Genomic DNA, 23,459 nt, shown 5'->3' with positions numbered 1-23,459 from the left:
CGGACGCGCCTGGTTTTCGCGATACACCGTCACGCACCGGACGGAAACCGAGTCATCGATCGCCGAAACCGTCGACGCGCGTCACACTGTTGTGTGACATCGGTCACCGGAGGTGTTGCGAGATGGTTCTGGGCGACAACGGCGTCACTCACAAGGTGGAGCCGGACAGCAAGTCGAGGCGAGTGCAGGTCCGGCGGGCGGCGCTGGCGAGCGCCATCGGCACGACCATCGAGTGGTACGACTTCTTCCTCTACAACACCGCGGCGGCGCTGGTCTTCCCGCACCTGTTCTTCCCCGCGTCGAGCGCGTACGCGGGGGCCATGCAGTCGTTCGCCACCTACGCGGTCGGGTTCGCCGCGCGGCCGGTCGGGGCGGCCGTCTTCGGGCACTGGGGCGACCGGATCGGGCGCAAGGCGACGCTGATCGTCACGCTGCTGCTGATGGGCATCTCCTCCGGCGTGGTCGGGATGCTGCCCGGGACCTCGGCGATCGGCGTCGCCGCCCCGCTGATCCTCGTGCTGCTGCGGCTGGTGCAGGGCATCGCCATCGGCGGTGAGTGGAGCGGCTCGGTGCTGCTCGCCATGGAGTGGGGTGACCAGCGCAAACGCGGGCTGCTCGGCAGTTTCGCGCAGATCGGCGTCCCGGTCGGGCTGGTGCTCGGCACGGGCGGGATGACGCTGCTGTCGGCGACCCTCTCCCCCGACGCGTTCGACTCCTGGGGCTGGCGGATCCCGTTCCTGCTGAGCCTGGTGCTGGTCGCGGTCGGCCTGGTGATCCGGCTGAAGATCCTCGAAACACCGATGTTCGCCAAGCTCGTCGAGAACCGGCAGACCGCCCGCACCCCGGTGCTGGACGCGATCCGGCACCACTGGCGGGAGATCCTGCTCTCGGCCGGCGTCCGGTTCAGCGAGCAGATGCCGTTCTACCTGTTCACCAGCTACGTGCTGATCTACGTCGTGGCGCGCCACGAGTTCAGCAAGACCTTCGTGCTCAACGCGGTCCTCGTCGGGGCGGCGTGCGAGCTGGCGCTGATCCCGCTGTTCTCGTCGTTGTCGGACACCTTCGGCCGCAAGCGGGTCTACCTGTGCGGGGCGGTGCTGACCGGGGTGATCGCGTTCCCGTACTTCACGATCCTGGCGCACGGCAGCCACGCGCTGGTGTTCGTCGCGGTCGTGGTGTCGTTCATCCCGCACGCCCTGCAGTACGGCCCGCAGGCGGCGCTGATCGGCGAGAGTTTCCCGACGCACCTGCGCTACGGCGGCGCGGGGCTGGGCTACCAGCTGGCGTCGGTGTTCGCGGGCGGGCCGGCGCCGCTGCTGGCGACGTGGCTGCTGCACACGACCGGGACGCCGTACGCGATCTCCGGCTACATCGTCCTGTCGGCGGTGGTCACGGTGCTGTGCGTGATCTTCCTGCGGGACCGTTCGAAGGCGGACATCGACGACGTGAGCGTTTACCAGCGCACCTGACCGAAAACGAGCGAGGGGCCGCCCACCTGGTGCGGTGGGAGGCCCCTCGTCGTGTCAACCTCAGCGGCGCGGGCCCTGGGGGCCGCCGAACGGGGGCTGCTGCGGGAACGGCCCGGTGCCGGGGTTCTGCTGCTGCGGGCCGCCGAACTGGCCCGGGGGCGGCGCCTGCGGCGGCGGGCCCTGGTACTGGCCGCCCGGGGGCGGACCGGCCGGGGCCTGCGGCTGCGGCAGGGCGGGCTGGCCGCTCTGCGGCGTCGGCGGCTGCTGCGGGGCCGGGGTGACCTCCGTGCCGCGGTCCTCGTCTTCCGGCTCGGCCTGCCGCTGGGCCGGGCGCGGGATCGAGGGCCGCGCGGGCGGCGAGGAGGGCGCCCCGATCGCCGGGACCTCCTTGCGCGCTACCGCTTCCGCGGCCGCGACGGCCTCGGCGACCTTCGGGTCGCTCTTGGTCTCGAACCAGCTGGAGACCTCTTCGTCCTCGAGGTCGGGCTTGTCGGGGACGTCGTCCTCCTTCGGCGGCTCGTACCGGAACACGCCGTCGTCGCCCGGGGCGCCGAGCGCGCGGGCGAAGCCTTCGAGGGCCTTGCCGTAGTCGCTGGGGATCATCCAGACCTTGTTCGCGTCGCCCTGCGCCAGCTGCGGCAGCGTCTGCAGGTACTGGTAGGCCAGCACCTCCGGGGTCGGGCGGCCGGCCTTGATCGCGGCGAACACCTTCTCGATCGCCTTCGCCTGGCCCTGCGCCTGCAGGTACCGGGCGGCGCGCTCACCCTGGGCCCGCAGGATGCGGGACTGCCGCTCGGCCTCGGCGGCGAGGATGGTCGCCTGGCGGGCACCTTCGGCGGAGAGGATCTGGCTCTGCTTCTGGCCTTCCGCGGTCTTGATGGCGGACTCCCGCTGGCCTTCGGCGGTGAGGATCATGGCGCGCTTCTCGCGGTCGGCGCGCATCTGCTTCTCCATCGAGTCCTGGATGGAGGGGGGCGGGTCGATCGCCTTGAGCTCGACCCGGCTCACGCGGATGCCCCACCGGCCGGTGGCCTCGTCGAGCACGCCGCGCAGCTGGGTGTTGATCGAGTCGCGGGAGGTCAGGGTCTGCTCGAGGCTCATGCCACCGACCACGTTGCGCAGCGTGGTGGTGGTCAGCTGCTCGACACCGACGATGTAGTTGGAGATCTCGTACACCGCGGCGCGGGAGTCGGTGACCTGGAAGTACACGACCGTGTCGATCGACACCGTCAGGTTGTCCTCGGTGATCACCGGTTGCGGCGGGAACGAGACGACCTGCTCGCGCAGGTCGATCCGGGCGCGCACCTTGTCCAGGAACGGCACGAGGATGTTGAGGCCGGGCGAGGCGACCGTGCGGAACCGGCCGAGCCGCTCGATCACGGCCGACTGCGCCTGCGGCACCACCATGACCGCCTTGGCTATCGTGATGATCACGAGCAAGACCAAGGCGATGACCAAGCCGATCGCGAATCCGGTCAAGAGAATTTCCCCTTACCTAGTACCATTCTTGCGCGGTTGACGGCGTTCCGGGTGCCGCGGGCGGGCTCACCGCGAGCTCCAGTTCCTTCGTGGTGATGCCCCAGCGGCCGGTGGTGTCGTGCAGGACCGTCCACACTGTACGGTGCAGGTCCTCCGGCGCGGTGACGGCGCGCTCGGCCGTGGTCAGGCCGGCTTCCTGCCGCAGCGCGGTGCGGGCGAGCTGCTCGATCGCGATCGCCGGGTTGCTGATCTCGTAGGTGGCCAGGCGCGGGTCGGCCACCGCGAAGACGACCTCGAACCCGATCAGGACCTCCAGCCCGTCGCCGGCCTCGACCGGACGCGGCGGGGCGGACAGGATCTGCTCGCCGAGGTCGACGCGGGCCCGGACCCGGTCGGCGAACGGGACCACGAAGTGGCGGCCGGGGCCGAGCACGGCGCGGAACTTCCCGGCGCGTTCGATCACCGCGGCGTGGCCTGCGCCGACGATGACGAGTCCCAGGCTCACGGCTCGGCCGACACGACGGCGGTGGCACCGGAGATCTCGACGACGGTGACCGGGGTGCCGGGCTGGATGGGCGGGAGGTGCTCCCCCAGGCTGCGGGCCGACCAGACGTCGCCGCCCAGTTTCACCTGCCCCGCCTCGGCGTCCACTGTGGACACAACGACGGCGCGGGCGCCGATCAGCGCGTCGATGCCGGTGTGGTGGATCGGCCCGGACAGGAAGCGCCGCTTGAGCGCGGGCCGGACCAGCATGAGCATGCCGACCGAGGCGACGGCGAACACGGCGACGTCGATGACCAAATTCCCGGTGAGGACCTCGGCCCCGGCGCCGAACAGCGCGGCGACGCCCAGCATGATCAGCACGAAGTCGCCCGAGACGACTTCGGCGATCATCAGGGCGATGCCGACGATCAACCAGACCACTGCCCAAGCCATGGCTTCATGCTCTCAGATCGCGCCGGTTCGCACCGGCACAGTGACGGGACGTAACCCTCGCGTGACCTTGGACAAAACGGACATTCAGTCCTCCTCCGCCGGTTCGGTGACGAAGTCGATGAGCCGTTCCACGGCCCCGATGAGCGGGGTCTCGAGGTCGCGGAAACTGCTCACCCCGCTGAGGACACGTTGCCAGCCTTCGAAAGGTTGCCCCCAGCCGAGCGCGTCGCAGATGCCCTGCTTCCACTCGGTGCCGCGGGGGATCTTCGGCCACGCCTCGATGCCGACCGCTTCCGGCCGCACGGCTTCCCAGACGTCGATGTAGGGGTGGCCGGTGACCAGCACGTTCTCGTCGTGGACGGCCTCGACCAGCCGGGATTCCTTGCTGCCGGGCACCAGGTGGTCGACGAGCACCCCCAGGCGGCGTCCGGGGCCGGTGCCGAACTCGGCGATCCGGTCGGCGAGCACGTCGACGCCGTCCAGCGGCTCGACGACGACGCCTTCGACGCGCAGGTCGTGGCCCCAGACGCGTTCGACGAGCTCGGCGTCGTGCTTGCCTTCGACCCAGATGCGCGAGTCGCGGGCGACGCGGGCCTTCAGCCCTTCGACGCGGACCGAGCCGGACGCCGAGACCCGCCGGGCCGGTGCCTTCGCCGGTGCCCGGAACGGCACCAGCGTGACCGGCTTGCCTTCCAGGAGGAACCCGGCGGGGACGAGCGGGAAGACGCGGTGGCGGCCCTTGGCGTCTTCGAGCACGACGTTGCCGTACTCGATCTTCACCACCGCGCCGCAGTAGCCGCTGGCCGGGTCCTCGACGACCAGGCCGGGTTCGGCGGGGACCTCCGGCACCTTCTTGCGGCGCGGGCCGGCGAGCACGTCGTCATAGGAATGGGAGCGCACGACCTCGGAACCTAGCGGCCGCGGCGTCCCGAGCCGGTCATGCCACGCCGGTCAGCGCGCCATCTCCAGCAGGGCATCGGTGAACGGCGTGTGCTCACCGCGGCGCAGGGGCGGATGGGCGGCCAGCGGAGCCAGCGCGGCGCACCACGCGCGGGCGCGGCCGGCGTCGAGGCCGGGCAGGTGCGGGCGGAGGGCCTCGATGCCGTCGTCGAGCGTGCCGCCGGCGGCCAGCGGCAGGTAGAGCCAGTCGGCGAGGTCGAAGGCGGGGTCGCCGACACTCGGGCGCGGGTCGATGGCGACCACGCCGCGGCGGGGGCCGGCGTCCAGGACGTTGCCGGGGTGCAGGTCGCCGTGCACGACCGCGGCCGGGCCGCTTTCGGCGAGAGCGAGGGCCCGGCTCCGGGCTCGCCGCAGGAGTTCGGGTGTCAGGTGCGGTTCGGCCGCCGAGCCCGGGACGGTGCGCTCGGTGATGTCGAACATGAAGGTCACCCGATCGGTCAGCGGAGGCAGGTCGGGCGGGGGTGTCACCGCGTGCAGCTCGGTGAGCAGCGCGCCGATTTCCGGCCACGGGACCGGCCGGCCGCGCAGTTCGATGCCGGGCACGAGGCCTTCGAGCAGGATCGCGCCGGCGTCGAGGTCGGTGTCCAGCACCTGCACCGCGCGGGTGCAGCCGTGCCAGGCGCGCAGCCCGGCGAACTCCAGCCGGGCGACCTCGGGGTCCGGGGTGAGCTTGAGGACCTGCAGGTCACCGCCGGGTCCGGTGCACAGCAGGGTGCGGCCGCTGTTGCCGGGCCGCGTCTCGCGGACGGTCAGCCCCCACTTCGCGCTCAGCCGGGCGACGAGGTCGGGGAGGGCGTCGCACCACGGCTCGGCCAGGTCCGCGCCGAAGCGGCCGGCCAGCCGGGCGCGGGTGGCGTCGTCGATCAGAACAGGGGCCACGGGATGGCGCGCCAGTCGTCGCCCGGTTCGGGGAAGATGCCTTCGGCGAGCAGCACGTCGGCGCGTTCGGCCAGTGCCCGGATCTCGAACTTCGTGATGTGCTCGGCGAGGGTCGCACCGAGGCCGCCGTCGATCTCCGAGCGCAGCTTGCGCAGCTTCTCGACGGTGTCCGGTGGCACCGGCTCGCCGATCCAGCCCCACAGGACGGTCCGCAGCTTGGGGTCGGTGTGCAGGCAGATGCCGTGGTCGACGCCGTAGACGCGGCCGTCGGTGCCGGGCAGGAGGTGCCCGCCCTTGCGGTCGGTGTTGTTGACGACGATGTCGAGCACGGCGAGGTCGCGCAGCCCGGGGTGGTTCGCGTGGGCGAGCACCGCGGGTTCGCCGAGCCGGTCGTGGGCGTGCAGCACCGGGCGCCAGCCGTCGGGGACTTCGTCGGGCGGCAGGACTTCCACCAGGTCGTCTTCGGTCGTCTCCACCCAGAGCTGGACCATGCCGGGGCCGAACGGGCCGTCACGCAGCACGGTCGGCGGGATCGCGCCGATACCGGCCGCGTCGGCGATGATCGCGGTGGCGACCTCGCGTCCGGCCAGCGTGCCGTCGGGGAAGTCCCACAGCGGCCGCTCCCCCGACACCGGCTTGTACACGACCCGGCCGGTGACGCCGTCGAGCTCGATGGCGCAGAACAGGGTGACGTTGGAGGCGTCGACGAGCCGGCCTTCGACGTCGATGCGGCCGTGGGTGACCAGCTCGCGGGACTCGGGGTCGGCCGGGGCAGGGGTCATGGTCAGTCTTCGCCCGCGTCGGTTTCGCGCCGGTAGCCGTTCTGCCGGGGGCAGATGTGCCCGGTCGGGTCGAGCGGCTCGCCGCAGAGCGGGCACGGCTTGCGGCCGGCGTTGACGACGCGGTCGGCGCGCTCGGCGAAGGCGCGGGCGGCGGCCGGGCTGAGGAAGACGCGGACGGCGTCCGGGCCCTCCTCGGTGTCGTCGAGCACGACGGTTTCGTCGACCTCGCCCTCGGTGATGGCGAGCAGCTCGATGACGACCGCGCTGCTGTCGGCGTCCCAGCCCAGCCCCATGGTGCCGACGCGGAACTCCTCCTCGACCGGCACGGTGAGGGGGTCGAGGTCGACGAGGTCGTCGGGTGCGTCGTCGGGGACATCGGCGCCGAAGCGGCTGGCGACCTCCTCCAGCAGGGAGCTCAGCCGTTCCGCGAGGACGACGACCTGCTGTTTTTCGATGGTGACGCTGATCGTGCGCACGTCCTCCGACGCCTGGAGGTAGAACGTGCGATCGCCGGGCTCGCCGACGGTGCCGGCGACGAACCGATCCGGCTGGCGGAAGACGTGGATTACGCGAGACATAGCACTGACGACCCTAGGCCACCGGCGCATGATCGGCATCCGCCGCCCCTGGTTCGCGGGGCCGCTAGCCTCGGGGGGTGTCTCGGATCTCCCCGTACGGAACCTGGTCTTCGCCCATCACCGCCGCCGAGGTGGCCGCCGCCGGTGGCGGCCCGCAGTGGCTCGACGTCGTCGGGGACGAGGTGTGGTGGGCCGAGGCGCGGCCCGGTGAGCAGGGGCGGGTCGCGCTGGTCCGGGCGGTGCCGGGCGGCACCGAGGACGTGCTGCCGCCGCCGTGGAACGTCCGCAACCGGCTGCACGAATACGGCGGGCGGCCGTGGGCGGCGGCCGGGGATGCGGTGGTGTTCACGCACTGGGCGGATCAGCGCGTGTACGCGCAGAGCGAAACCGGCGTGGTGCCGCTCACGCCGGCCCCGGCGGAACCGCAGAGCGTCCGTTACGGCGATCTGCGGGCCGGGCGGCCGGGTGAGGTGTGGGCGGTCCGGGAGCGCAGCACCGGGCCGCGGCCGACGGACATCGAGCGGGAGCTGGTGGCGATCGGCCTGGACGGCGGTCAGCGGGTCCTGGGCGCGAGCCACCGGTTCCTGACCGTGCCGAAGCTGTCGCCGGACGGGCGGCACGCGGCCTGGTTCGGCTGGGACCACCCGCTGATGCCGTGGGACGGCACCGAGCTGTGCGTCGCCGAGGTGGCCGCGGACGGGACGTTCGGGCCGCACCGGGTGCTGGCCGGCGGCGCGGACGTTTCGGTGTGCCAGCTCGAGTGGGAGACGCCGTCGGCGTTGCTGGCGCTGCTGGACCCGGAGGGCTGGTGGAACCTGCACCGGGTCGGCCTGGACGGGTCGGTGGTGAACCTGGCGCCGGTGGAGCAGGAGCTGGGCGGGCCGTTGTGGAAGGCCGGGTCGCGGTGGTTCGCGCCGCTGGGCGGCGGCCGGCACGCGGTGCTCGCGTCGGGGCGGCTGGCGGTGCTGGACGAGGCGGACGGCTCGGTGACGCCGGTGGCCGGCGAGCTGACGGCGTGGTCGAGCACCGGGATCGCGGTTTCCGGTGACGCGGTGGTGGGGGTCGCCGGCGGCCCGGCCCGCGAGGCCGCCGTGGTGCGCGTTTCGGCCGACGGCGGGGTGACGGACCTGACGCCGCAGCCGGAGCTGCCGTCGGCGTACCTGCCGGTGCCGCAGGAGCGGGTGTTCACCACCGCTGACGGCGAGACCGTGCCGGTGGTGCTGTACCCGCCGCGGAACCCGGACTTCGCGGCTCCCGACGGCGAGCGGCCGCCGCTGCTGGTGCACGTCCACGGCGGGCCGACCGGGCAGCACTTCCCGGTGCTGGACCTGGAGATCGCGTACTTCACCAGCCGCGGCATCGGGGTGGCGGCGGTGAACTACGGCGGGTCGACCGGGTTCGGGCGCGCCTACCGGGAGCGGCTGCGGGAGCAGTGGGGCGTGGTGGACGTCGCCGACTGCGTGGCGGTGGCCGAGGCGCTGGTGGCGGCCGGGCTGGCCGACGGGGACCGGCTGGGGATCCGCGGGGGCAGCGCGGGCGGGTTCACCGCGGCGGCGTCGCTGACGACGACGAAGACCTACCGGGCGGGCACGGTGATGTTCCCGGTGCTGGACCTGGCCGGGTGGACCGGCACCGGGGGCGACACGCACGACTTCGAGTCGCGGTACCTCGACGGCCTGGTGGGGCCGTTGCCGGCGACGCGGCAGCGTTACGTGGAGCGTTCGCCGCTGGCGAACGCCGGTGCGCTGGCCGGGCCGGTGCTGTTCCAGCAGGGCCTGGAGGACCGGATCTGCCCGCCGGAGCAGGCCGACCGGTTCGTCGCCGGCCTGGCCGGGCGCGGCATCCCGTACGCCTACCAGCGGTTCCCCGGGGAGCAGCACGGCTTCCGGCAGGCGGCGACGATCGTGGCGGCGCTGGAGGCGGAGCTGTCGTTCTACGGGCAGGCGTTCGGGTTCGAGACGCCGGGTGTGGCGCGGCTGGAGCTGTCGCGGTGAGGCCGCCGCGGTTGCGGGCCGGCGACACGGTCGCGCTGGTGGCGCCGGCCGGGCCGGTGCCGGCGGATCTGCTGGAGAAGGCGTTGCCGGTGCTGCGCGGCTGGGGCGTGGAGGTGCGGGTCGGGCCGGGTGTCCGGGCGGAGCCGGGGTCGCCGCCGTACCTGTCCGCGCCGGACGCCGCGCGGGCCGCGGAGTTCACCGAGGCGTGGCTGGATCCGGGGGTGCGGTGCGTGCTGGCGGCGCGCGGCGGCTACGGCGTGCAGCGGATGCTGGACCTGGTGGACTGGGCGGCGTTGCGGGCGGCGGGCCCGAAGGTGCTGGCCGGCTCGTCGGACATCACCGCGCTGCACCGGGCGGTGGATGTCCATTTGGGACTGTCCAGTTTGTTCTCCCCGATGCCGGCGAGCGTGCTGTTCGACGACTTCGCGGTGGAGCACCTGCGGCGGTCGTTGTTCGAGCCGGAGCGGAACCTGGTGGTCCGCGGCGGGTCGGCGCTGGTGCCGGGCCGGGCGTCGGGGCGGTTGACGGGCGGGAACCTGTCGCTGCTGGCGGCGGGCATCGGGACCCGGGAGCAGGGGTCGGCGCGGGACGCGGTGGTGCTGCTGGAGGACGTGACGGAGAGCGTGTACCGGCTGGACCGGATGCTGACGCAGCTGTTGCGCAGCGGCTGGTTCTCCGGGGTCCGCGGGATCGTGCTGGGGTCGTGGGCGGCGTGCGGCGATCCGGCCGCCATCCGGGCGTTGCTGCTGGAGCGGCTGGCGCCGCTGGGAGTGCCGGTGGTGGAGGAGTTCGGGTTCGGGCACGTGGCGTCGTCGCCGACGTTGCCGCTGGGGGTGCCGGTGACGCTGGACGCGGACCTGGGGACGTTGACGTTCGACTCCCCCGCGCTGACATGAGGCCGCAGGAAGCTCGCGACCGGTTCGCCGCGGCGCGGGTCGCACGGCTGGCGACGGTGTCGGCGGACGGCGTGCCGCACCTGGTGCCGGTGACGTTCGCGGTGCGGCACGACGTGGTGGTGTTCGCGGTGGACCACAAGCCGAAGTCGACGACGGCGCTGCGCCGGCTGGCGAACATCGAGGCGAACCCGGCGGTGTGCTTCCTGGCGGACGGTTACGACGAGGACTGGTCGCAGCTGTGGTGGGCGCGGGCGGACGGCACGGCTCGAGTGCTGCCTCCGGGCTCGGAGCCGGTGTCGTGGCTGGTGGCGAAGTACGAGCAGTACGCGGCCCGGCCGCCGGAACACGCCGTGGTGGTCACGGACGTGCACACGTGGAGCGGCTGGTCCGGGGCGGCCTGAATTCGCTACCCCGGACCCGGTCGCGGTGGCATCGTCCGGGCATGGCCTACGAGGAACGCGAGCACGCCGGGCGCCACTACGGCGTGCAATTCATGTACGCCGTGCCCGAGGACGCCTGGTTCGTGGAGCTGAGCGACATCAAGTCCGGGGCGCTGATCATGACCGGAGTGGTGCCCGACGAAGACCTGTCGGTGGAGCCGACGGTGCGGGTCCACGCGCCGGAGGAGCACAGCGTTCCCCACGCGATCATGGTCTGGTTCATGGAGAAGGTCGCCGAGGAGATCGCGCGCAGCCGGCCAGCCTAGGGGTTTCTGACGAATATCCTGGTCGGCGGCTGGGATGCTGCTGCTCGTGTCGTGGTTTCAGTTGCTTTCGGATGCTCAATGGGCGTTGATCGAGGACTTGCTGCCGGTCCGGACTGGGAGGCGTGGGCGGCCGTTTTCGGATGCGCGGGCGATGGCACCTGGAACACCGTGCTGCGACCGCTGCTGATGACCGCGGATGCGGTCGGGCAGATCGACTGGACGACAAGCTCGCCATCGTCTACCGCGCCGCCGTAGTCCTGCATGCCGTGATCACCTGGACCAAGACATTGTCAGACACGCCCTAGTCGCGGAGGAACTTCTCCGGGCGGCGCCAGGCGTCGATGATGCCGAGGGGGTCCGGGCGCAGCAGGGACGCCGCCGAGTACAGGCTGGCCACCACGACCAGGGCGATGAACCACCAGTCGTAGAGGGCCTGCTCGCCCGTGGGGTAGTACACCAGCGTCACGAACACCGATACCGCCACCACGACCGCCAGGTGGCGGGGTTGCCACTTGAACGCCGACAGGAGCACGAAGCCCCAGGTCAGGTACCACGGCAGGGTCGGCGGCATGAGGATCGCCACGGCCAGGAGCGAGATGCCGGCCCGGTAGACGGCCTCGGTGCCGCCGCCGCGGCCGAGCCACCACTGGCGGATGCCGATGGCGATCAGCAGGAGCATGCCGGCCGCGCGGGCGACCGTGACGAACGGCGAGACCTGGACGTCCACCACCAGGTGGACCAGGTTGTAGAACACCTCGCCGATGCCGGTGGGGATGTTGAGCCAGTTCGCGATGAGCTGGGGGGCCTTGAGCCCGGACCACCAGCCCAGGTTGAGCGAGCCGAGGGAGATCCACGTCCCGGCGACGAACACCGGGAGGAACAGCCCGACCGAGGCGGCGCCGGCGCGCAGGAAGTTGCGGACCTTGGATTCGCCCTCGAGGTGGTTGGCCCAGATCCAGACGAGGAACGGCAGCGCGATCGCCGCGGTGGGCTTGATCAGCATGCCGATGGTGACCAGGATGATCGCGGCGACGTGCTTGCGTTCCAGGGCGGCGAGGACGCCGATGGTGAGGAACGCGAGCATCATCAGGTCGTTGTGCGGGCCGCCGAAGAGGTGGATGACCATCATCGGGCTGGCCACGGCGAGCCAGAGCGCGACCGGGAGCTTGCCGCCGAGGTGCTTGACCAGCCGCGGCAGCGCCCACAGCGTCCCGGCGAGGCCCGCCAGCAGCACGACGCGCATCAGGATGACGCCGAGGATCATGTTGTCGCCGGTGGTGGCGACCACGCCCTTCGAGATCAGCAGGAACAGCGGCCCGTACGGGGCCGGGGTGGTCTGCCAGAGCGGGTGGACGTTCTGCACGACGTTCGGCAGCACGTCGAGCTCGGCGGGGCCGTTGGCGTACGGGTCGAGCCCGTAGAGCAGCTGGGCACCCTGGCCGAGGTAGGAGAAGACGTCGCGGGTGAACAGCGGCGGCGAGACCAGCAGCGGCGCCATCCAGCAGCCGGCCGCGATCAGGACGGGCCGGCTGCCGACGCGGCCGAGCAGCACGTAGCGGCCGAGCCGGACCCAGGCCCAGACGACGAGGCCGAAGCCGGTGTAGAGGACGGCGTTGGCGAGCATGCGCCCGTGGCCGTAGCGGACCCAGGAGAGCGGGCCGTGGCCGAGGACGGGGTCCTTGATCAGGATGCCGCCGGCGCCGAGGGCGGCGATCATCAGCAGCGTGCTGCCGACCGTGCCCATCGCGATCGTGCGGTACGGGAACCGCGAGGGCACGCGGAGCCGCTCGGCCAGTCCGGCCGAGGGCGTCTGTGCGGGGTCGGTGGTGGTCGCCATTTCCGTTCGGAGATTACACACTGCGCTCGCGCGGGGTTCCCGCAGTGCCGGGTTGCCGCCTCAGCTGCCGACGGCCCGGCGCTGGGCGGTCCCGCCCGGGAGGGCGGCCAGCAGGGACTTGGTGTACTCGTGCTGCGGGTCGAGCAGGACCTGTTCGACGGTCCCGGTTTCGACGAGCTCGCCGCGGTACATCACGGCGACGCGGTCGGCGATGTTCCAGGCCAGGCCCAGGTCGTGGGTGATCACCAGGGCGGCGAGGCCGAGTTCGCGCCGCAGCCGCAGCAGCAGCGCGAGGATTTCGCCGCGGACGGAGGCGTCGAGGGAGGCGACCGGTTCGTCGGCCACCACCACCGACGGTTCGAGCGCCAAGGCTCCGGCGATGACGACGCGCTGGCGCTGGCCGCCGGAGAGCTGGTGCGGGAGCCGGTCGGCGTACTTCTCCGCCGGCCGCAGTTCCGCGGCTTCCAGGGCCCGGTGGACGACCGCGCGCTCGTCGGCGAGCTTGTGGATCCGCGGCCCTTCGGCGACGGCCTCGTACACCGTGTGCGCCGGGTTGAGCGCGCTGGTCGGGTCCTGCAGGACGAGCTGGACCTGGCGGCGGTAGGCCTTGAGGCCCGCTCCCCCGCCCGGGACGGGCTTCCCGGCGTAGCGGACCACGCCGGAGTCGGGTTTCTGCAGGCCGAGCAGCGTGCGGGCGAGGGTGGTCTTGCCGGAGCCGGACTGGCCGACCAGGGCGACGATCTCGTCGCGGGCCACGGTGAGGTCGACGCCGGCGACGGCGTCGATGCGCTTGCCGGTGCGGTCGCGGAAGGACACGCGCAGGTTTTCCGCGGCCAGCAGTGGCTCGCCGGCGGGGGCGCGGTCGGCCGGTTCGGGTGGCAGCGGGGTGCTGGTGGCGGGGGCGAAGCGGGACACCGGGTCGCCGACGGTGGGGAACGCCGCGGCCAGTGCGCGGGTGTGTTCGTGCTTCGGCGAGCCCATCACATCGGCGCTGGGGCCTTCTTCGACGATCTGCCCGTCGTACATGACGGCGATGCGGTCGCAGGTGGCGGCGAGCACGGACAGGTCGTGGCTGATCATGATCAGCCCGATGTGCTGTTCGGCGACCAGCCGGGTGAGCAGGGCGAGGACCTGGGCCTGGACGATGACGTCGAGGGCGGTGGTCGGTTCGTCGGCGATGATCAGCCGGGGTGAGCAGGCCAGCGCCATGGCGATCATGACGCGTTGCTTCTGGCCGCCGGACAGCTCGTGGGGGTAGGCGCCGGCGCGGCCCGGGGGCAGGTCGACCTGGGTGAGCAGTTCGGCGACGCGGGCGTCGACTTCGGCGTCGGTGGGAGCTTTCCCGGCCGCCGGGTGCAGCCGCAGGGGTTCGGCGATCTGGTCGCCGATCTTGCGGACGGGGTTGAGCGCGTGCATGGCGCCCTGGAACACCACCGACGCCTCGGCCCAGCGGACCGCGCGCAGCCGGCCCCACTTCATGGTGGTGACGTCTTCGCCGTCGAGGAGGATCTCGCCGGTGATGTCGGCGGTGCGCGGCAGCAGCCGCAGCACGCTCATCGCGACGGTGGACTTGCCCGAGCCGGATTCGCCGGCGACGCCGAGGGTGCCGCCGGGCTCGAGGGTGAGGCCGACGCCGCGGACGGCGGGGACTTGCTTGTCCCCCACCGCGTAGGTGACGTTCAGGTCGGTGAGCTGCAGCAGCGGGGTGGTCACTTCTTCAACCTCGGGTTGAACACGGTCTCCAGGCCCCGGCCGACCAGGGTGAAGAAGAGGACGACGAGGACGATGGCGATGCCGGGCGGGAGCACGTTCCACCAGGCGCTGCGGCTGATGGCGCCGTTGTTGAGCGCGTTTTCCAGTACCAGGCCCCAGGTGATCGAGTTGGGGTCGCCGACGCCGAGGAACGACAGGGTCGCGTCGGCGATGACGGCGTTGCCGACGACGAGGGTGGTGTTGGCCAGCACCAGCGGCATCACGCCGGGCAGGACGTGCCGGCCGACGATGTGCAGGTGGCCGCCGCCGAGGGCGTGGGCGCGTTCGATGTAGGGGCGGCTTTCGATGGTGAGGGTCTGGGCCCGGACGAGCCGGGCGGTGCTGGGCCAGGCGGTGAGGCCGATGGCGACGATGATGGTGCCGACGCCCTTGGGCAGCACCGCCGAGAGCGCGATCGCGAGGATCAGCGAGGGCAGGACCAGGAAGAAGTCGGTGAACCGCAGCAGGGTCGCCGACACCCAGCCGCCGAAGTGGGCGGCGGTGATGCCGATGAGGGTGCCGATGACGACCGAGAGCAGGGCGGCGGAGAACCCGACGAGCAGGGAGATCCGGGTGCCCCAGACGGTCAGCAGCAGCACCGAGCGGCCGAAGTTGTCGGTGCCGAGCCAGAAGTCGGCGCTCGGCGGGGCGAGCGGTGCCCCGGTGGCCTTGGTGACGTCGAGGCCGCTCTCGTCGCTGATCAGCGGCAGGAGCAGGGCGACGAGCACGGTGGCGCCGAGCAGGACGAGCCCGGCGAGCGCGGCCCGCTGGCCGGAGAACTCGCGCCAGGTCTTGCGCAGCGCTGCGCGGCGGCGCGCCCGGGCGATCTGCCGGGGCGTCTCGGCGGTGGTCATGAGGTACGCACCCTCGGGTCGAGCACGCGGTAGAGCAGTTCCGCGAGCAGGTTCATCAGCACCACCGCGCTCGCCAGCACGGTGAACACGCCCTGCAGCACGGGCAGGTCGGGCCCGTGCAGCGCGTCGTAGGTCAGCTGCCCGAGCCCGGGCCAGCTGAACACGGCTTCGACGGTGACCGCACCGGCGACGACCTGGCCGAACTGCATGAACACCAGCGTGGTGGTGGGCAGGAGGGCGTTGGGGACGGCGTGGCGGCGGCGGACGAGGTCGTCGCGCAGGCCCTTGGCGCGGGCGGTGGTGAGGTAGTCGGCGTTCATCTCCCCCAGCAGCGACGACCGCATGATCAGCATGTATTGGGCGTAGAACACCGCCAGCAGCGTCACGCACGGCAGCACCAGGTGGTGCAGGACGTCGAGGGTCTGGGAGAAGACGTCGGGCGCGGCGTCCGGGGAGTGCATGCCGCGGCTGGGGAACAGGCCGTTGGTCGCCACGAGCAGCATCAGGCCGAGCCAGAACTGCGGGACCGACCAGAGGGTCAGCGCGAGCCCGGTCTGGCCGCGGTCGAAGAAGCTGTCGCGGCGCCAGGCGGCCCGGATGCCCAGCCAGAGCCCGAGGACGACGGCGAGCAGGGTGGCGCTGCCGACGAGCAGGATGGTCGGCCAGAGCCGTTCGCCGATCATGTCGGCGACCGGGCGGCCGTTGTTGAGCAGCCGGGATTCGCCCAGGTCGCCGTGCAGCAGGTCCCAGAAGTAGTTGCCGAACTGGACGAGCACGGGCTTGTCGACGCCCATCTTCTCGCGCAGCTCGGCGATCTGCTGCGGGCTGGTGGGGTGGTCGCGGGTCATCGTGGCGACCGGGTCACCGGGCAGCATCCGGAAGAGGAAGAAGAACAGCACGATCACCAGCACGACGCTGATCAGCGCTTCGAGGAGCTTGGTGAGCACGAACCGGGCCGTGCCGGTGCCGCCGCGGTGCTCGTCGGGGTCGACGAGCACCGCGGCCTGGTCGGGGGTGGTCATCTCTTACTCGCGGTCCTCGGCCGTCTTGCCGCGGCGGCCGAGCATGATGCCGCCGCCGACGAGGACCACCACGACGACCGCGCCGAGGACGATCCACAGCACGGTGTTGCCGCTGCCGGAGTCCGCTGCGTTGGTGGTGCCGGCCGGGGTGGCGCCGTAGACGCCCCAGTAGCCGGTCTGCTCGAGGATCGCGCCCTTGGGCTGCGGCTGGGTGGTGAAGCCGGAGAACTTGTCGGAGCGGTAGGCCTCGAGGGCGTTCTGGTAGTCCAGGACGATCGTCGGGACCTGGCTGTAGAGCCGGGCCTGGGCCTGCTTGACGTACTCGGCGCGCTTCGCGTCGTCGGTTTCGGTGAGCTGCTTCTTGTAGAGGTCGTCGTACTGGGCGTCGCAGAAGAACGTGTCGGTGCTGCCGCCCTTGCCGTCCGGGCTGGGGCGCGCGCCGCAGGTGTGCAGCGACAGCGCGTAGTCCGGGTCGGGGTTGGTGCCGTAGCCGCCGATGGCGAGGTCGTACTTGCCGGCCTCGGTGCGGTCGGACAGCTCGTCGTCGGAGACGAGGTCCTGCTTGACGGTGATGCCGATGTCCTTGAGCCAGCCGGTGACGTACTGGGCGACGGCCTGGTCGTAGCTGCGGTTGGCGTGCCCGGTCAGGCGCAGTTCCAGCTTCGCGCCGCCGGGGGCGGTGCGGACGCCGTCCGGGCCCTTCTGGTATCCGGCCTGGTCGAGGGTGGTGTTGGCGGCGGCGAGGTCGAACTTGATGCGTTCGGCGTCGCTGGGGTCCCAGTGGTAGGCGGCGTAGACGGCGGGCACGACGCCGCCGCCGACCTGGCCGAGGCCCTTGAGGACCTTGTCGACGATGGTCTTGGTGTCCACGGCCTGTGCGATGGCCTTGCGCAGGGTGAGGTCCTTGAGGACCGGGTTGCCGTCCCCGATCGGGTGGTTGGCGTTGTCGGTGACGCCGAAGTTGATCGCCAGCTCGTCGTAGCGGCGGCCGGGGGCGGCGTTGGTGGTGATGCCCTGCTGGCCCTGCAGCGCGTCGAACTGGTTGGGGTTGAGCCGGTTGATGACGTCGACTTCGCCCTGCTTGAGCGCGTTGACCGCGGCTTCGCTGTCCTTGAACTGCAGCAGCTGCAGTTCGTCGACCTTCGGGGCGCCGCGCCAGTAGTCCTTGTTGGCCTTGAACTTGACGTACTCGTTGGGCTTGTACTCGGTGAGCTCGTACGGCCCGTCGGAGACGCCGGCGACGGCGAGGGTGTCGGTCGAGGCGGCCTTGAGGTCGGTGACCGGTTCCCAGATGTGCTGGGGCACGATGGGCACGTCGAGCAGGTTCATGTTGACCTGCACGGTCTTGGTCTTGATGACGAGCGTGGTGTCGTCGGGGGCGGTGACCGTCTCGAAGTTGGCCACGTAGTTGCCGTTGGCGGTGCGGGCGTTCTCGTCGGTGAGCATGCGGTTGAACGTGTAGGCCGCGTCCTTGGCGGTCACCGGCTGCCCGTCGCTCCACTTGACGCCGCTGCGGATCTTGAACGTCCAGGTGAGCTTGTCCGGCGACGGGGTCCACGACTCGGCGAGCGCGGGCGAAGCCTCGGCCTTCGCCGCGTCCGGAACGGTCAGGAACTCGAAGGTGAACCGGCCGATCTGCGTGGACGCCGACAGTAGGGCGGTGAAGGGGTTGAGGTGGTCGATGCCGGTGGTGAGCGCGACGCGGAGCACCTTGGGCTGCTGGGCCTGCGCGGGAACGGCCAGCGGGATCGCCGCCAGTGTCGCGGCCGCGACGACCGCGCCCCCGCGGGCGAACCGCCCGCACCTGCGTGGGAACTGCACCGAAAACCACCCCATCATTCGCTTGTGAGCCTCCCCGAAGACGAGAAGTAACCACATGCGGGGACAACCGCGCAATATGTTGCCGCCTCGGCAGGTGCCCGATCGTTATCGATCCATTCGCCGTCACGCTGAGTGACAATGCGGAAGGAGGCATTCCGCGTCCGGGGGCCGGGCGGGCTGGCTAGAGTGCCCCACATGCGCATCCTGATCTCGGCGGACATGGAGGGCGCCACCGGCGTCACCTGGACCGACGACGTCGTGCCCGGTTCGCCGCAGTGGGACCGTTTCCGGCGGCTGTTCACCGGGGACGTCAACGCCGTGCTGGCCGGCCTGTACGCGGCCGGGGCCACCGATGTGCTGGTCAACGAGGCGCATTCGTCGCAGCGGAACCTGCTGCTGGAGGAGCTGGACCCGCGGGCGCGGATGCTGACCGGGCGGCACAAGCCGTTGTCGATGATGCAGGGCATCGACTCGGGCGTGGAAGGGGTTGTGTTCCTGGGCTACCACGCCGGTGCGGGCTTCGACGGGGTGCTTTCCCACACCTACCTGGAGAACCAGATCACCGGGGTGTGGCTGGACGACGTCCCGGCGAGCGAGGGGCGGCTGAACGCGGGCATGGCCGCGGAGTACGGCGTGCCTGTCCTGCTCGTTTCGGGTGACGACAAAACGTGTGACGACGCCCGTGATTACGCTCCGGAGGCGGAGCTGGTCCAGGTGAAGGAGTGCGTGAGCCGGTACGCGGCGATCTGCCTGCCGCCCTCGCGCACGGCGGAGCTGCTGACCGGCGCGGCGGCCGACGCGATGGGGCGGGCGGGCCGGGAGGAGCGGCAGGCCGGCCCGCACCGGATCGAGGTGGAGTTCGACGCGAGCCACCTGGCGCAGGCGACGGCGGTGATCCCGACGGTGGAGCAGATCGGGACGCGCCGCGTCGGCTTCGACGCGGTGGACATGACCGAGGCGATGAAGGCGTTCAAGGTCGTCACGGCGATCGCGGCGGGGGCGGTGCAGGGCATCTATGGCTGACGTCGTCGAGCTGTGCGCGGACCTGATCCGGTTCGACACGACCAACCGCGGCGGCAACGACGCCGAGCCGGAGCGGCCGGCCGCCGAGTACGTCGCCGCGTTCCTGGACGGTCTCGGTGTCCCGTCGCGGATCTTCGAGGCGGCGCCCGGGCGGGCGAGCGTGATCGCGCGGGTGCCGGGCACCGATCCGTCGCTGCCGGCGCTGCTGGTGCAGGGGCACCTGGACGTCGTCCCGGCGGATGCCGCGGACTGGTCGGTGCCGCCGTTCGCCGGCGAGGTGCGCGACGGGTACCTGTGGGGCCGCGGCGCGACCGACATGAAGGACTTCGTGGCGATGGTGCTCGCGGCGCTGGCCGGCGGGGTGCGGCCGCGGCGTGAGCTGGTGCTGGCGTTCGTCGCCGACGAGGAGGACCGCGGGGACTGGGGCGCGCACTGGCTGGTGGCCGAGCACCCGGAGCTGTTCGAAGGGTGTGTCGCGGCGATCAGCGAGTCGGGCGGCTACACCTACCACGTGCCCGCCGCCGACGGCCGTGACGTGCACCTGTACCCGGTCGGGACGGCCGAACGCGGGACCGCGCACCTGCGCCTGACCGCGCGCGGGCGGGCCGGGCACGGGTCGCGCCCGAACGCCGAGAACGCCGTGACGCGGCTGGTGAGCGCGCTGCACCGGATCGCCGCGCACCGCTGGCCGGTGTCGCTGACCCCGGCGGTGCGGGCGTTCCTGGAGCGGACCGGCGCGGCGCTGGGCGTGCCGGTCGAGCTGTCCTCTTCGGACGGTGTGGACGCGGCGGTGGCGGCGCTGGGCCCGGCGGGTTCGCTGGTGGTGCCGACGGTCCGCAACAGCACGACCCCGACGATGCTGGACGCGGGCTACAAGGTGAACGTCATCCCGTCGACGGCGACCGCGCAGGTCGACGTGCGGGTGCTGCCCGGCACCGAGCAGGAGCTGTTCGCGGTGCTGGACGAGCTGCTCGGCGAGGGCGTGACGCGGGAGTTCGTCGCGCACCAGCCGCCGGTGCAGGCGCCGGTGGATTCTCCGTGGTTCACCGCGATGGCGCTCGCCCTGCAGGCGGAGGACCCGGAAGCCGTGGTGGTGCCGTACTGCCTGGGCGGCGGGACGGACGCGAAGGCGTTCACGCAGCTGGGGATCGACTGTTACGGCTTCGCGCCGTTGTGGCTGCCGAAGGGGTTCCCTTACCGGGCGATGGCGCACGGGGTGGACGAGCGGGTGCCGGTGGCGGGCCTGCACTTCGGCACCCGCGTCCTGTCCCGGTTCCTCGAGAACTGCTAGAAGGCCCGGCCGAGGAGGGCGAGCAGGCTTTCCCAGTGCCGCTGCCGGGCGGCGGCGTCGAAGGCGTCGGTGTCGGCCATCGTGAAGCCGTGGACGGTTCCGGGGTAGATCTCGGAGGTGTAGTCGACTCCGGCGGCGTCCAAGGTTGTGTTGAGCTCGCCGAGTGCTTCGGGCGTCAGATCGGTTTCGGCGTGGCCGAAGTGGCCGCGGGCGGTGAGCCGGTGCAGGGTGTCGGGCCCGGCGGCGCCGACCGGGGCGTGGAATGCGGCGAGGGCGGCCACCCGGCCGGGGTGGGCGGCGGCGGTGTGGGTGGCCAGGAGACCGCCGATGCAGTAGCCGGTCGTCGCGACCGGGCCGGGACCGACCTCGGGCCGGGCGGTGAGGAACTCCAGGTAGGCGTCGGCGTCGCGGAGGATCCGGTCGGTGGTGTGTGCCTCGATCATGGGCATCAGCCGGGCGAAGATCGCGGGCCGGGCTTCTTCGCCGATGTACTCGGGCAGGTCGAGCACCGGTGTCGGGCCGTGCCGGTAGAAGGGGTTGGGGACGAGCACGTAGTAGCCGTGACCGGCGAGTTCTTGCGCCATCTCGCGCAGCACGGGCCGGATGCCGAAGCCGTCCGGGTACATCAGCACTCCGGGGTGGCGCTCGCCGTCGGCGGGGAACGCGGCGAACGCGTCGGCCTGGCCGTCGGCGGTGGGGATCTGCAGTGTCTGGGTGGGCATGATGCCCGAGCCTAGGCCACTGGATCATGGCACGACGACGAGTTTTCCGGCGGCGCGGTCGTCCTCCATGTACCGGTGGGCGTCGGCGATGCCGTCGAGGGGGAAGACCCGGTCGACGTGCGGCCGGTAGGTGCCGGCCTCGACCTCGCCGATGATCCGCTGCAGCACGTCGGTCGCGCCGGTGTGGTCGTTGCTGTGGAAGGCGGTCAGCTTGGTGCCGGACGGGATCTTCGCGATCGGTTCGAAGTCCGGGACGAGCCAGCCGCTGAGGGAGCCGGCCACGCAGACCGTCCCGCCGCGGCGGACCAGGCGCAGGGACTCCACCGCCGTGCGGGCGCCGACGAGGTCGAGAACCCAGTCCGGGCCTTCGGGCCACAGCTGCGGCAGACCGGTCAGCGGGCCGCCGTCGTCGATGAGCACGTGGCCGGTCAGCGCGGCGGCTTTGCCCGGCTGCCGGGTGGTAGCGGCGACCTCCACGCCGTGGCCGGCCGCGATGGCGGCGGCGGCCAGCCCGACCGAGGACGTGCCGCCGCGGATCAGCAGCCGTCCGGTGCGGCCCGGGGCGATCCCGAGTGCGTCGAGCGCGCCCTGGGCGGTCAGGTACGTCTCGGGCAGCGCGGCCAGGGTCGGCCACGGCAGGGTGGTGGTGACCGGCATCAGCAGGGGGTTCGGGAGCAGGGCGTATTCCGCGTAGCCGCCGTCGAACGCGCGGCCCATCTCCCCCATCACCGCCGCGACGGTCGTGCCTTCGGGCAGGCGGGGGTCGGTGGAGGCGGCCACGACGCCGGTGCATTCGATGCCGAGAACCCGCGGGAACCGCACGTCCGGGGAGTGCCCCTGCCGGGTCCGCAGCTCCGACCGGTTCAGCCCGGCGGCCTTGACCTGCACCAGGCTCCAGCCGTCCCGGACGGCGGGGACCGGCAGTTCCCGGATTTCCAGCACCTCCGGGCCGCCGGCCCGGACGCAAACCGCTGCACGCATCGTCTTCATGCGTCCCACTCTCACCGGCGTGGCCGGTGGCCGACCACCGGTACACTGCCACGTCATGCCCGATGGCCGCCAACCTGCGTCGCGGATCTGGCCCTCCGGCGGAGCGCACCTCTGGCCGCCGGGCGGGGCCAGCGCCGCGGACGCCCACGACCGGGGACACCTGGTCTACGCGGCCCGCGGTGTGCTGTCGGTGCACACCGAGCGGGGGACGTCGATCGTGCCCGCCAACCGGGTGGCCTGGACCCCGGCCGGCTGCGTCCACCGGCACCGCGCGCACGGCCACACCGACATGCGGATCGTGTTCCTGCCGGCGGCGCTGGCCCGGCTCGTGCCGGACCGCCCGGCCGTGTTCACCGCCTCGGACCTCGCCCGCGAGGTGCTGCTGGCCCTGACCGGCCCGCGCGAGTACGACCGCGGCGCGAGCGCGCGCCTGCGCCGGGTGCTGGTCGACGAGCTGCGCGAGGCGCCCGAGCAGCCGCTGCAGCTGCCGGAGCCCCGCGACGACCGGCTGCGTGCCCTAGCGCGGGTGATGTACGAGACGCCCGGGGACAACACGCCGCTGGCGGAGCTCGGGCAGCGGATCGGCGCGAGTGCCCGCACGCTGAGCCGGTTGTTCCGCGCCGAGCTGGGCATGACGTTCTACGAGTGGCGTACGCAGCTGCGCATCCACCACGCGCTGGTCCTGCTCGCCGACGGGTACGACACGGCCCGCGTGGCCCGCGCGTGCGGGTGGGCGAACCCGAGCCACTTCATCGCGGCTTTCACGACGGTGGTCGGGACGACGCCCGGCCGCCACCGGGCTAGCGGGTGAAGGTGGCCCAGTAGCGGGCGCCGTCCCGGACGGTTTCCAGGCTGAGCAGGCGGACGCCGTCCTGGGCGACGGATTCGATCTCCGGGCGGCTGAACGGCCACGGCGGGCTCTGCCAGTTCGCCATGTCCATGTTCTCCTCCGCCACTTCGCACACGATCGCCGTGCCGCCCGGGGCGAGGAACGAGGCCAGCGACTTCACCGCCGCGGGCCGGAAGTCGCGGGGCATCGCCTGGATGTTCATGATCTCCACGACCAGGTCGAACGCGCGCTCCCAGGCCGGCGGCGGGTTCAGCAGGTCGGCGACCACGTAGTCCACTGTGGAGTGCGGGAACCGCTCGCGGGCCGCCGCCACCGCGGTCGGGGCGACGTCGAAGCCGGTCACCGCCCAGCCGTGGGCGGAAAGCAGTTCCGAGTCGTCGCCCAGCGCGCTGCCCACCACCAGCGCCCGGCGGCCTTCGCCCGGGTGCTCGGCGGCCCAGGCGGTCAGGTCGATGCCCGGTTTGCCGCGGGTCCACGGGACCTCGGCTTCGCCGCGGGCGGCGGCGGTGTAGAGCTGGTCGAACCACCCGGTGGGGTTGCCTTCGGCGAGGGAGGCGCGGGCGAGTACGCGGTCGGCGGGTTCCGGCGTCGTCATGATCGTGACCTTAGCGACGACGC

At 72.1% G+C, this 23,459-nt stretch carries 23 protein-coding genes; 8 read left to right on the top strand and 15 right to left on the bottom strand.

Annotated features, from left to right (window positions below):
* Window positions 1-122 precede the first annotated feature (122 nt).
* A complete protein-coding gene (locus AB0M93_RS39345; protein ID WP_364284149.1) occupies window positions 123-1,469 on the top strand; it encodes an MFS transporter in 1,347 nt (448 codons plus the stop codon).
* A gap of 60 nt (window positions 1,470-1,529) precedes the next feature.
* On the opposite strand, the gene AB0M93_RS39340 is transcribed toward AB0M93_RS39345, so the two are convergent.
* The 7 genes from AB0M93_RS39340 to AB0M93_RS39310 form a co-directional block, all read right to left on the bottom strand.
* Complete coding sequence (locus tag AB0M93_RS39340; protein WP_364284379.1) at window positions 1,530-2,876, bottom strand: SPFH domain-containing protein; 1,347 nt, start codon at window positions 2,874-2,876, stop codon at window positions 1,530-1,532.
* An 88-nt stretch (window positions 2,877-2,964) separates the two neighbouring features.
* Window positions 2,965-3,453, bottom strand: coding sequence for an SPFH domain-containing protein (locus AB0M93_RS39335; RefSeq protein ID WP_364284146.1), 489 nt, complete (start codon window positions 3,451-3,453; stop codon window positions 2,965-2,967).
* Window positions 3,450-3,884 (bottom strand): NfeD family protein, encoded by a 435-nt coding sequence (locus tag AB0M93_RS39330; protein ID WP_364284144.1) that lies wholly within the window; start codon window positions 3,882-3,884, stop codon window positions 3,450-3,452. Before AB0M93_RS39330 ends, AB0M93_RS39335 begins: the two co-directional genes overlap by 4 nt.
* An 84-nt stretch (window positions 3,885-3,968) precedes the next feature.
* On the bottom strand, window positions 3,969-4,784 hold the full coding sequence (locus AB0M93_RS39325) for a DUF3097 domain-containing protein (protein ID WP_364284141.1): 816 nt from the start codon (window positions 4,782-4,784) through the stop codon (window positions 3,969-3,971).
* A gap of 51 nt (window positions 4,785-4,835) precedes the next feature.
* Window positions 4,836-5,723 carry an aminoglycoside phosphotransferase family protein gene (locus tag AB0M93_RS39320; protein WP_364284138.1) on the bottom strand — a complete coding sequence of 296 codons (888 nt, stop codon included), beginning with the start codon at window positions 5,721-5,723 and terminating at the stop codon, window positions 4,836-4,838.
* Window positions 5,708-6,505, bottom strand: coding sequence for an SCO1664 family protein (locus AB0M93_RS39315; RefSeq protein ID WP_364284134.1), 798 nt, complete (start codon window positions 6,503-6,505; stop codon window positions 5,708-5,710). Before AB0M93_RS39315 ends, AB0M93_RS39320 begins: the two co-directional genes overlap by 16 nt.
* 2 nt (window positions 6,506-6,507) lie before the next feature.
* On the bottom strand, window positions 6,508-7,083 hold the full coding sequence (locus AB0M93_RS39310) for a DUF3090 domain-containing protein (RefSeq protein ID WP_364284131.1): 576 nt from the start codon (window positions 7,081-7,083) through the stop codon (window positions 6,508-6,510).
* 77 nt (window positions 7,084-7,160) lie between these two features.
* Between AB0M93_RS39310 and AB0M93_RS39305 the strand changes: the two genes are divergently transcribed.
* Genes AB0M93_RS39305 through AB0M93_RS39290 form a run of 4 tightly spaced genes read left to right on the top strand, consistent with a single transcriptional unit; the run spans window position 7,161 to window position 10,679 of the window.
* A complete protein-coding gene (locus AB0M93_RS39305; RefSeq protein ID WP_364284128.1) occupies window positions 7,161-9,077 on the top strand; it encodes a prolyl oligopeptidase family serine peptidase in 1,917 nt (638 codons plus the stop codon).
* On the top strand, window positions 9,074-9,973 hold the full coding sequence (locus AB0M93_RS39300) for an LD-carboxypeptidase (protein ID WP_364284125.1): 900 nt from the start codon (window positions 9,074-9,076) through the stop codon (window positions 9,971-9,973). Before AB0M93_RS39305 ends, AB0M93_RS39300 begins: the two co-directional genes overlap by 4 nt.
* Window positions 9,970-10,374, top strand: coding sequence for a TIGR03668 family PPOX class F420-dependent oxidoreductase (locus AB0M93_RS39295; RefSeq protein ID WP_364284122.1), 405 nt, complete (start codon window positions 9,970-9,972; stop codon window positions 10,372-10,374). The genes AB0M93_RS39300 and AB0M93_RS39295 overlap by 4 nt, the downstream gene beginning before the upstream one ends.
* A 41-nt stretch (window positions 10,375-10,415) precedes the next feature.
* Window positions 10,416-10,679 (top strand): hypothetical protein, encoded by a 264-nt coding sequence (locus tag AB0M93_RS39290; protein ID WP_364284119.1) that lies wholly within the window; start codon window positions 10,416-10,418, stop codon window positions 10,677-10,679.
* Window positions 10,680-10,980: 301 nt separating this feature from the next.
* On the opposite strand, the gene mptB is transcribed toward AB0M93_RS39290, so the two are convergent.
* Genes mptB through AB0M93_RS39265 form a run of 5 tightly spaced genes read right to left on the bottom strand, consistent with a single transcriptional unit; the run spans window position 10,981 to window position 17,980 of the window.
* Entirely contained in the window at window positions 10,981-12,516 is a 1,536-nt protein-coding gene (gene mptB / locus AB0M93_RS39285; protein ID WP_364284116.1) for a polyprenol phosphomannose-dependent alpha 1,6 mannosyltransferase MptB, read from the bottom strand.
* 60 nt (window positions 12,517-12,576) lie between these two features.
* On the bottom strand, window positions 12,577-14,229 hold the full coding sequence (locus AB0M93_RS39280) for an ABC transporter ATP-binding protein (protein WP_364284114.1): 1,653 nt from the start codon (window positions 14,227-14,229) through the stop codon (window positions 12,577-12,579).
* Entirely contained in the window at window positions 14,226-15,122 is an 897-nt protein-coding gene (locus tag AB0M93_RS39275; protein WP_364284111.1) for an ABC transporter permease, read from the bottom strand. Before AB0M93_RS39275 ends, AB0M93_RS39280 begins: the two co-directional genes overlap by 4 nt.
* On the bottom strand, window positions 15,119-16,144 hold the full coding sequence (locus AB0M93_RS39270) for an ABC transporter permease (protein ID WP_364284109.1): 1,026 nt from the start codon (window positions 16,142-16,144) through the stop codon (window positions 15,119-15,121). The genes AB0M93_RS39275 and AB0M93_RS39270 overlap by 4 nt, the downstream gene beginning before the upstream one ends.
* Window positions 16,145-16,147: 3 nt before the next feature.
* The gene (locus AB0M93_RS39265) at window positions 16,148-17,980 is read right to left on the bottom strand and encodes an ABC transporter substrate-binding protein (protein ID WP_364284106.1); all 1,833 of its coding nucleotides are present in this window, start codon (window positions 17,978-17,980) and stop codon (window positions 16,148-16,150) included.
* A gap of 180 nt (window positions 17,981-18,160) precedes the next feature.
* Between AB0M93_RS39265 and AB0M93_RS39260 the strand changes: the two genes are divergently transcribed.
* Both AB0M93_RS39260 and AB0M93_RS39255 read left to right on the top strand, forming a co-directional pair.
* Entirely contained in the window at window positions 18,161-18,988 is an 828-nt protein-coding gene (locus AB0M93_RS39260; protein ID WP_364284104.1) for a M55 family metallopeptidase, read from the top strand.
* Entirely contained in the window at window positions 18,981-20,279 is a 1,299-nt protein-coding gene (locus AB0M93_RS39255; RefSeq protein WP_364284101.1) for a M20/M25/M40 family metallo-hydrolase, read from the top strand. The genes AB0M93_RS39260 and AB0M93_RS39255 overlap by 8 nt, the downstream gene beginning before the upstream one ends.
* Here the strand turns inward: AB0M93_RS39255 and AB0M93_RS39250 are convergent.
* On the bottom strand, window positions 20,276-21,001 hold the full coding sequence (locus AB0M93_RS39250; protein WP_364284098.1) for a dienelactone hydrolase family protein: 726 nt from the start codon (window positions 20,999-21,001) through the stop codon (window positions 20,276-20,278). The genes AB0M93_RS39255 and AB0M93_RS39250 overlap by 4 nt on opposite strands.
* Before the next feature lie 24 nt (window positions 21,002-21,025).
* Window positions 21,026-21,991 (bottom strand): zinc-binding dehydrogenase, encoded by a 966-nt coding sequence (locus AB0M93_RS39245; protein ID WP_364284096.1) that lies wholly within the window; start codon window positions 21,989-21,991, stop codon window positions 21,026-21,028.
* A 55-nt stretch (window positions 21,992-22,046) separates the two neighbouring features.
* Here AB0M93_RS39245 and AB0M93_RS39240 point away from each other — a divergent pair, with 55 nt between their 5' ends.
* Window positions 22,047-22,802, top strand: coding sequence for a helix-turn-helix transcriptional regulator (locus AB0M93_RS39240; protein WP_364284093.1), 756 nt, complete (start codon window positions 22,047-22,049; stop codon window positions 22,800-22,802).
* Here AB0M93_RS39240 and AB0M93_RS39235 read toward each other — a convergent pair.
* Window positions 22,792-23,436 carry a class I SAM-dependent methyltransferase gene (locus AB0M93_RS39235; RefSeq protein WP_364284090.1) on the bottom strand — a complete coding sequence of 215 codons (645 nt, stop codon included), beginning with the start codon at window positions 23,434-23,436 and terminating at the stop codon, window positions 22,792-22,794. The genes AB0M93_RS39240 and AB0M93_RS39235 overlap by 11 nt on opposite strands.
* Window positions 23,437-23,459 lie beyond the last annotated feature (23 nt).

The organism is Amycolatopsis sp. NPDC051102 (assembly GCF_040682815.1).
Classification (GTDB): domain Bacteria; phylum Actinomycetota; class Actinomycetes; order Mycobacteriales; family Pseudonocardiaceae; genus Amycolatopsis.
This window is presented reverse-complemented; position numbering and strand designations above follow the sequence as displayed.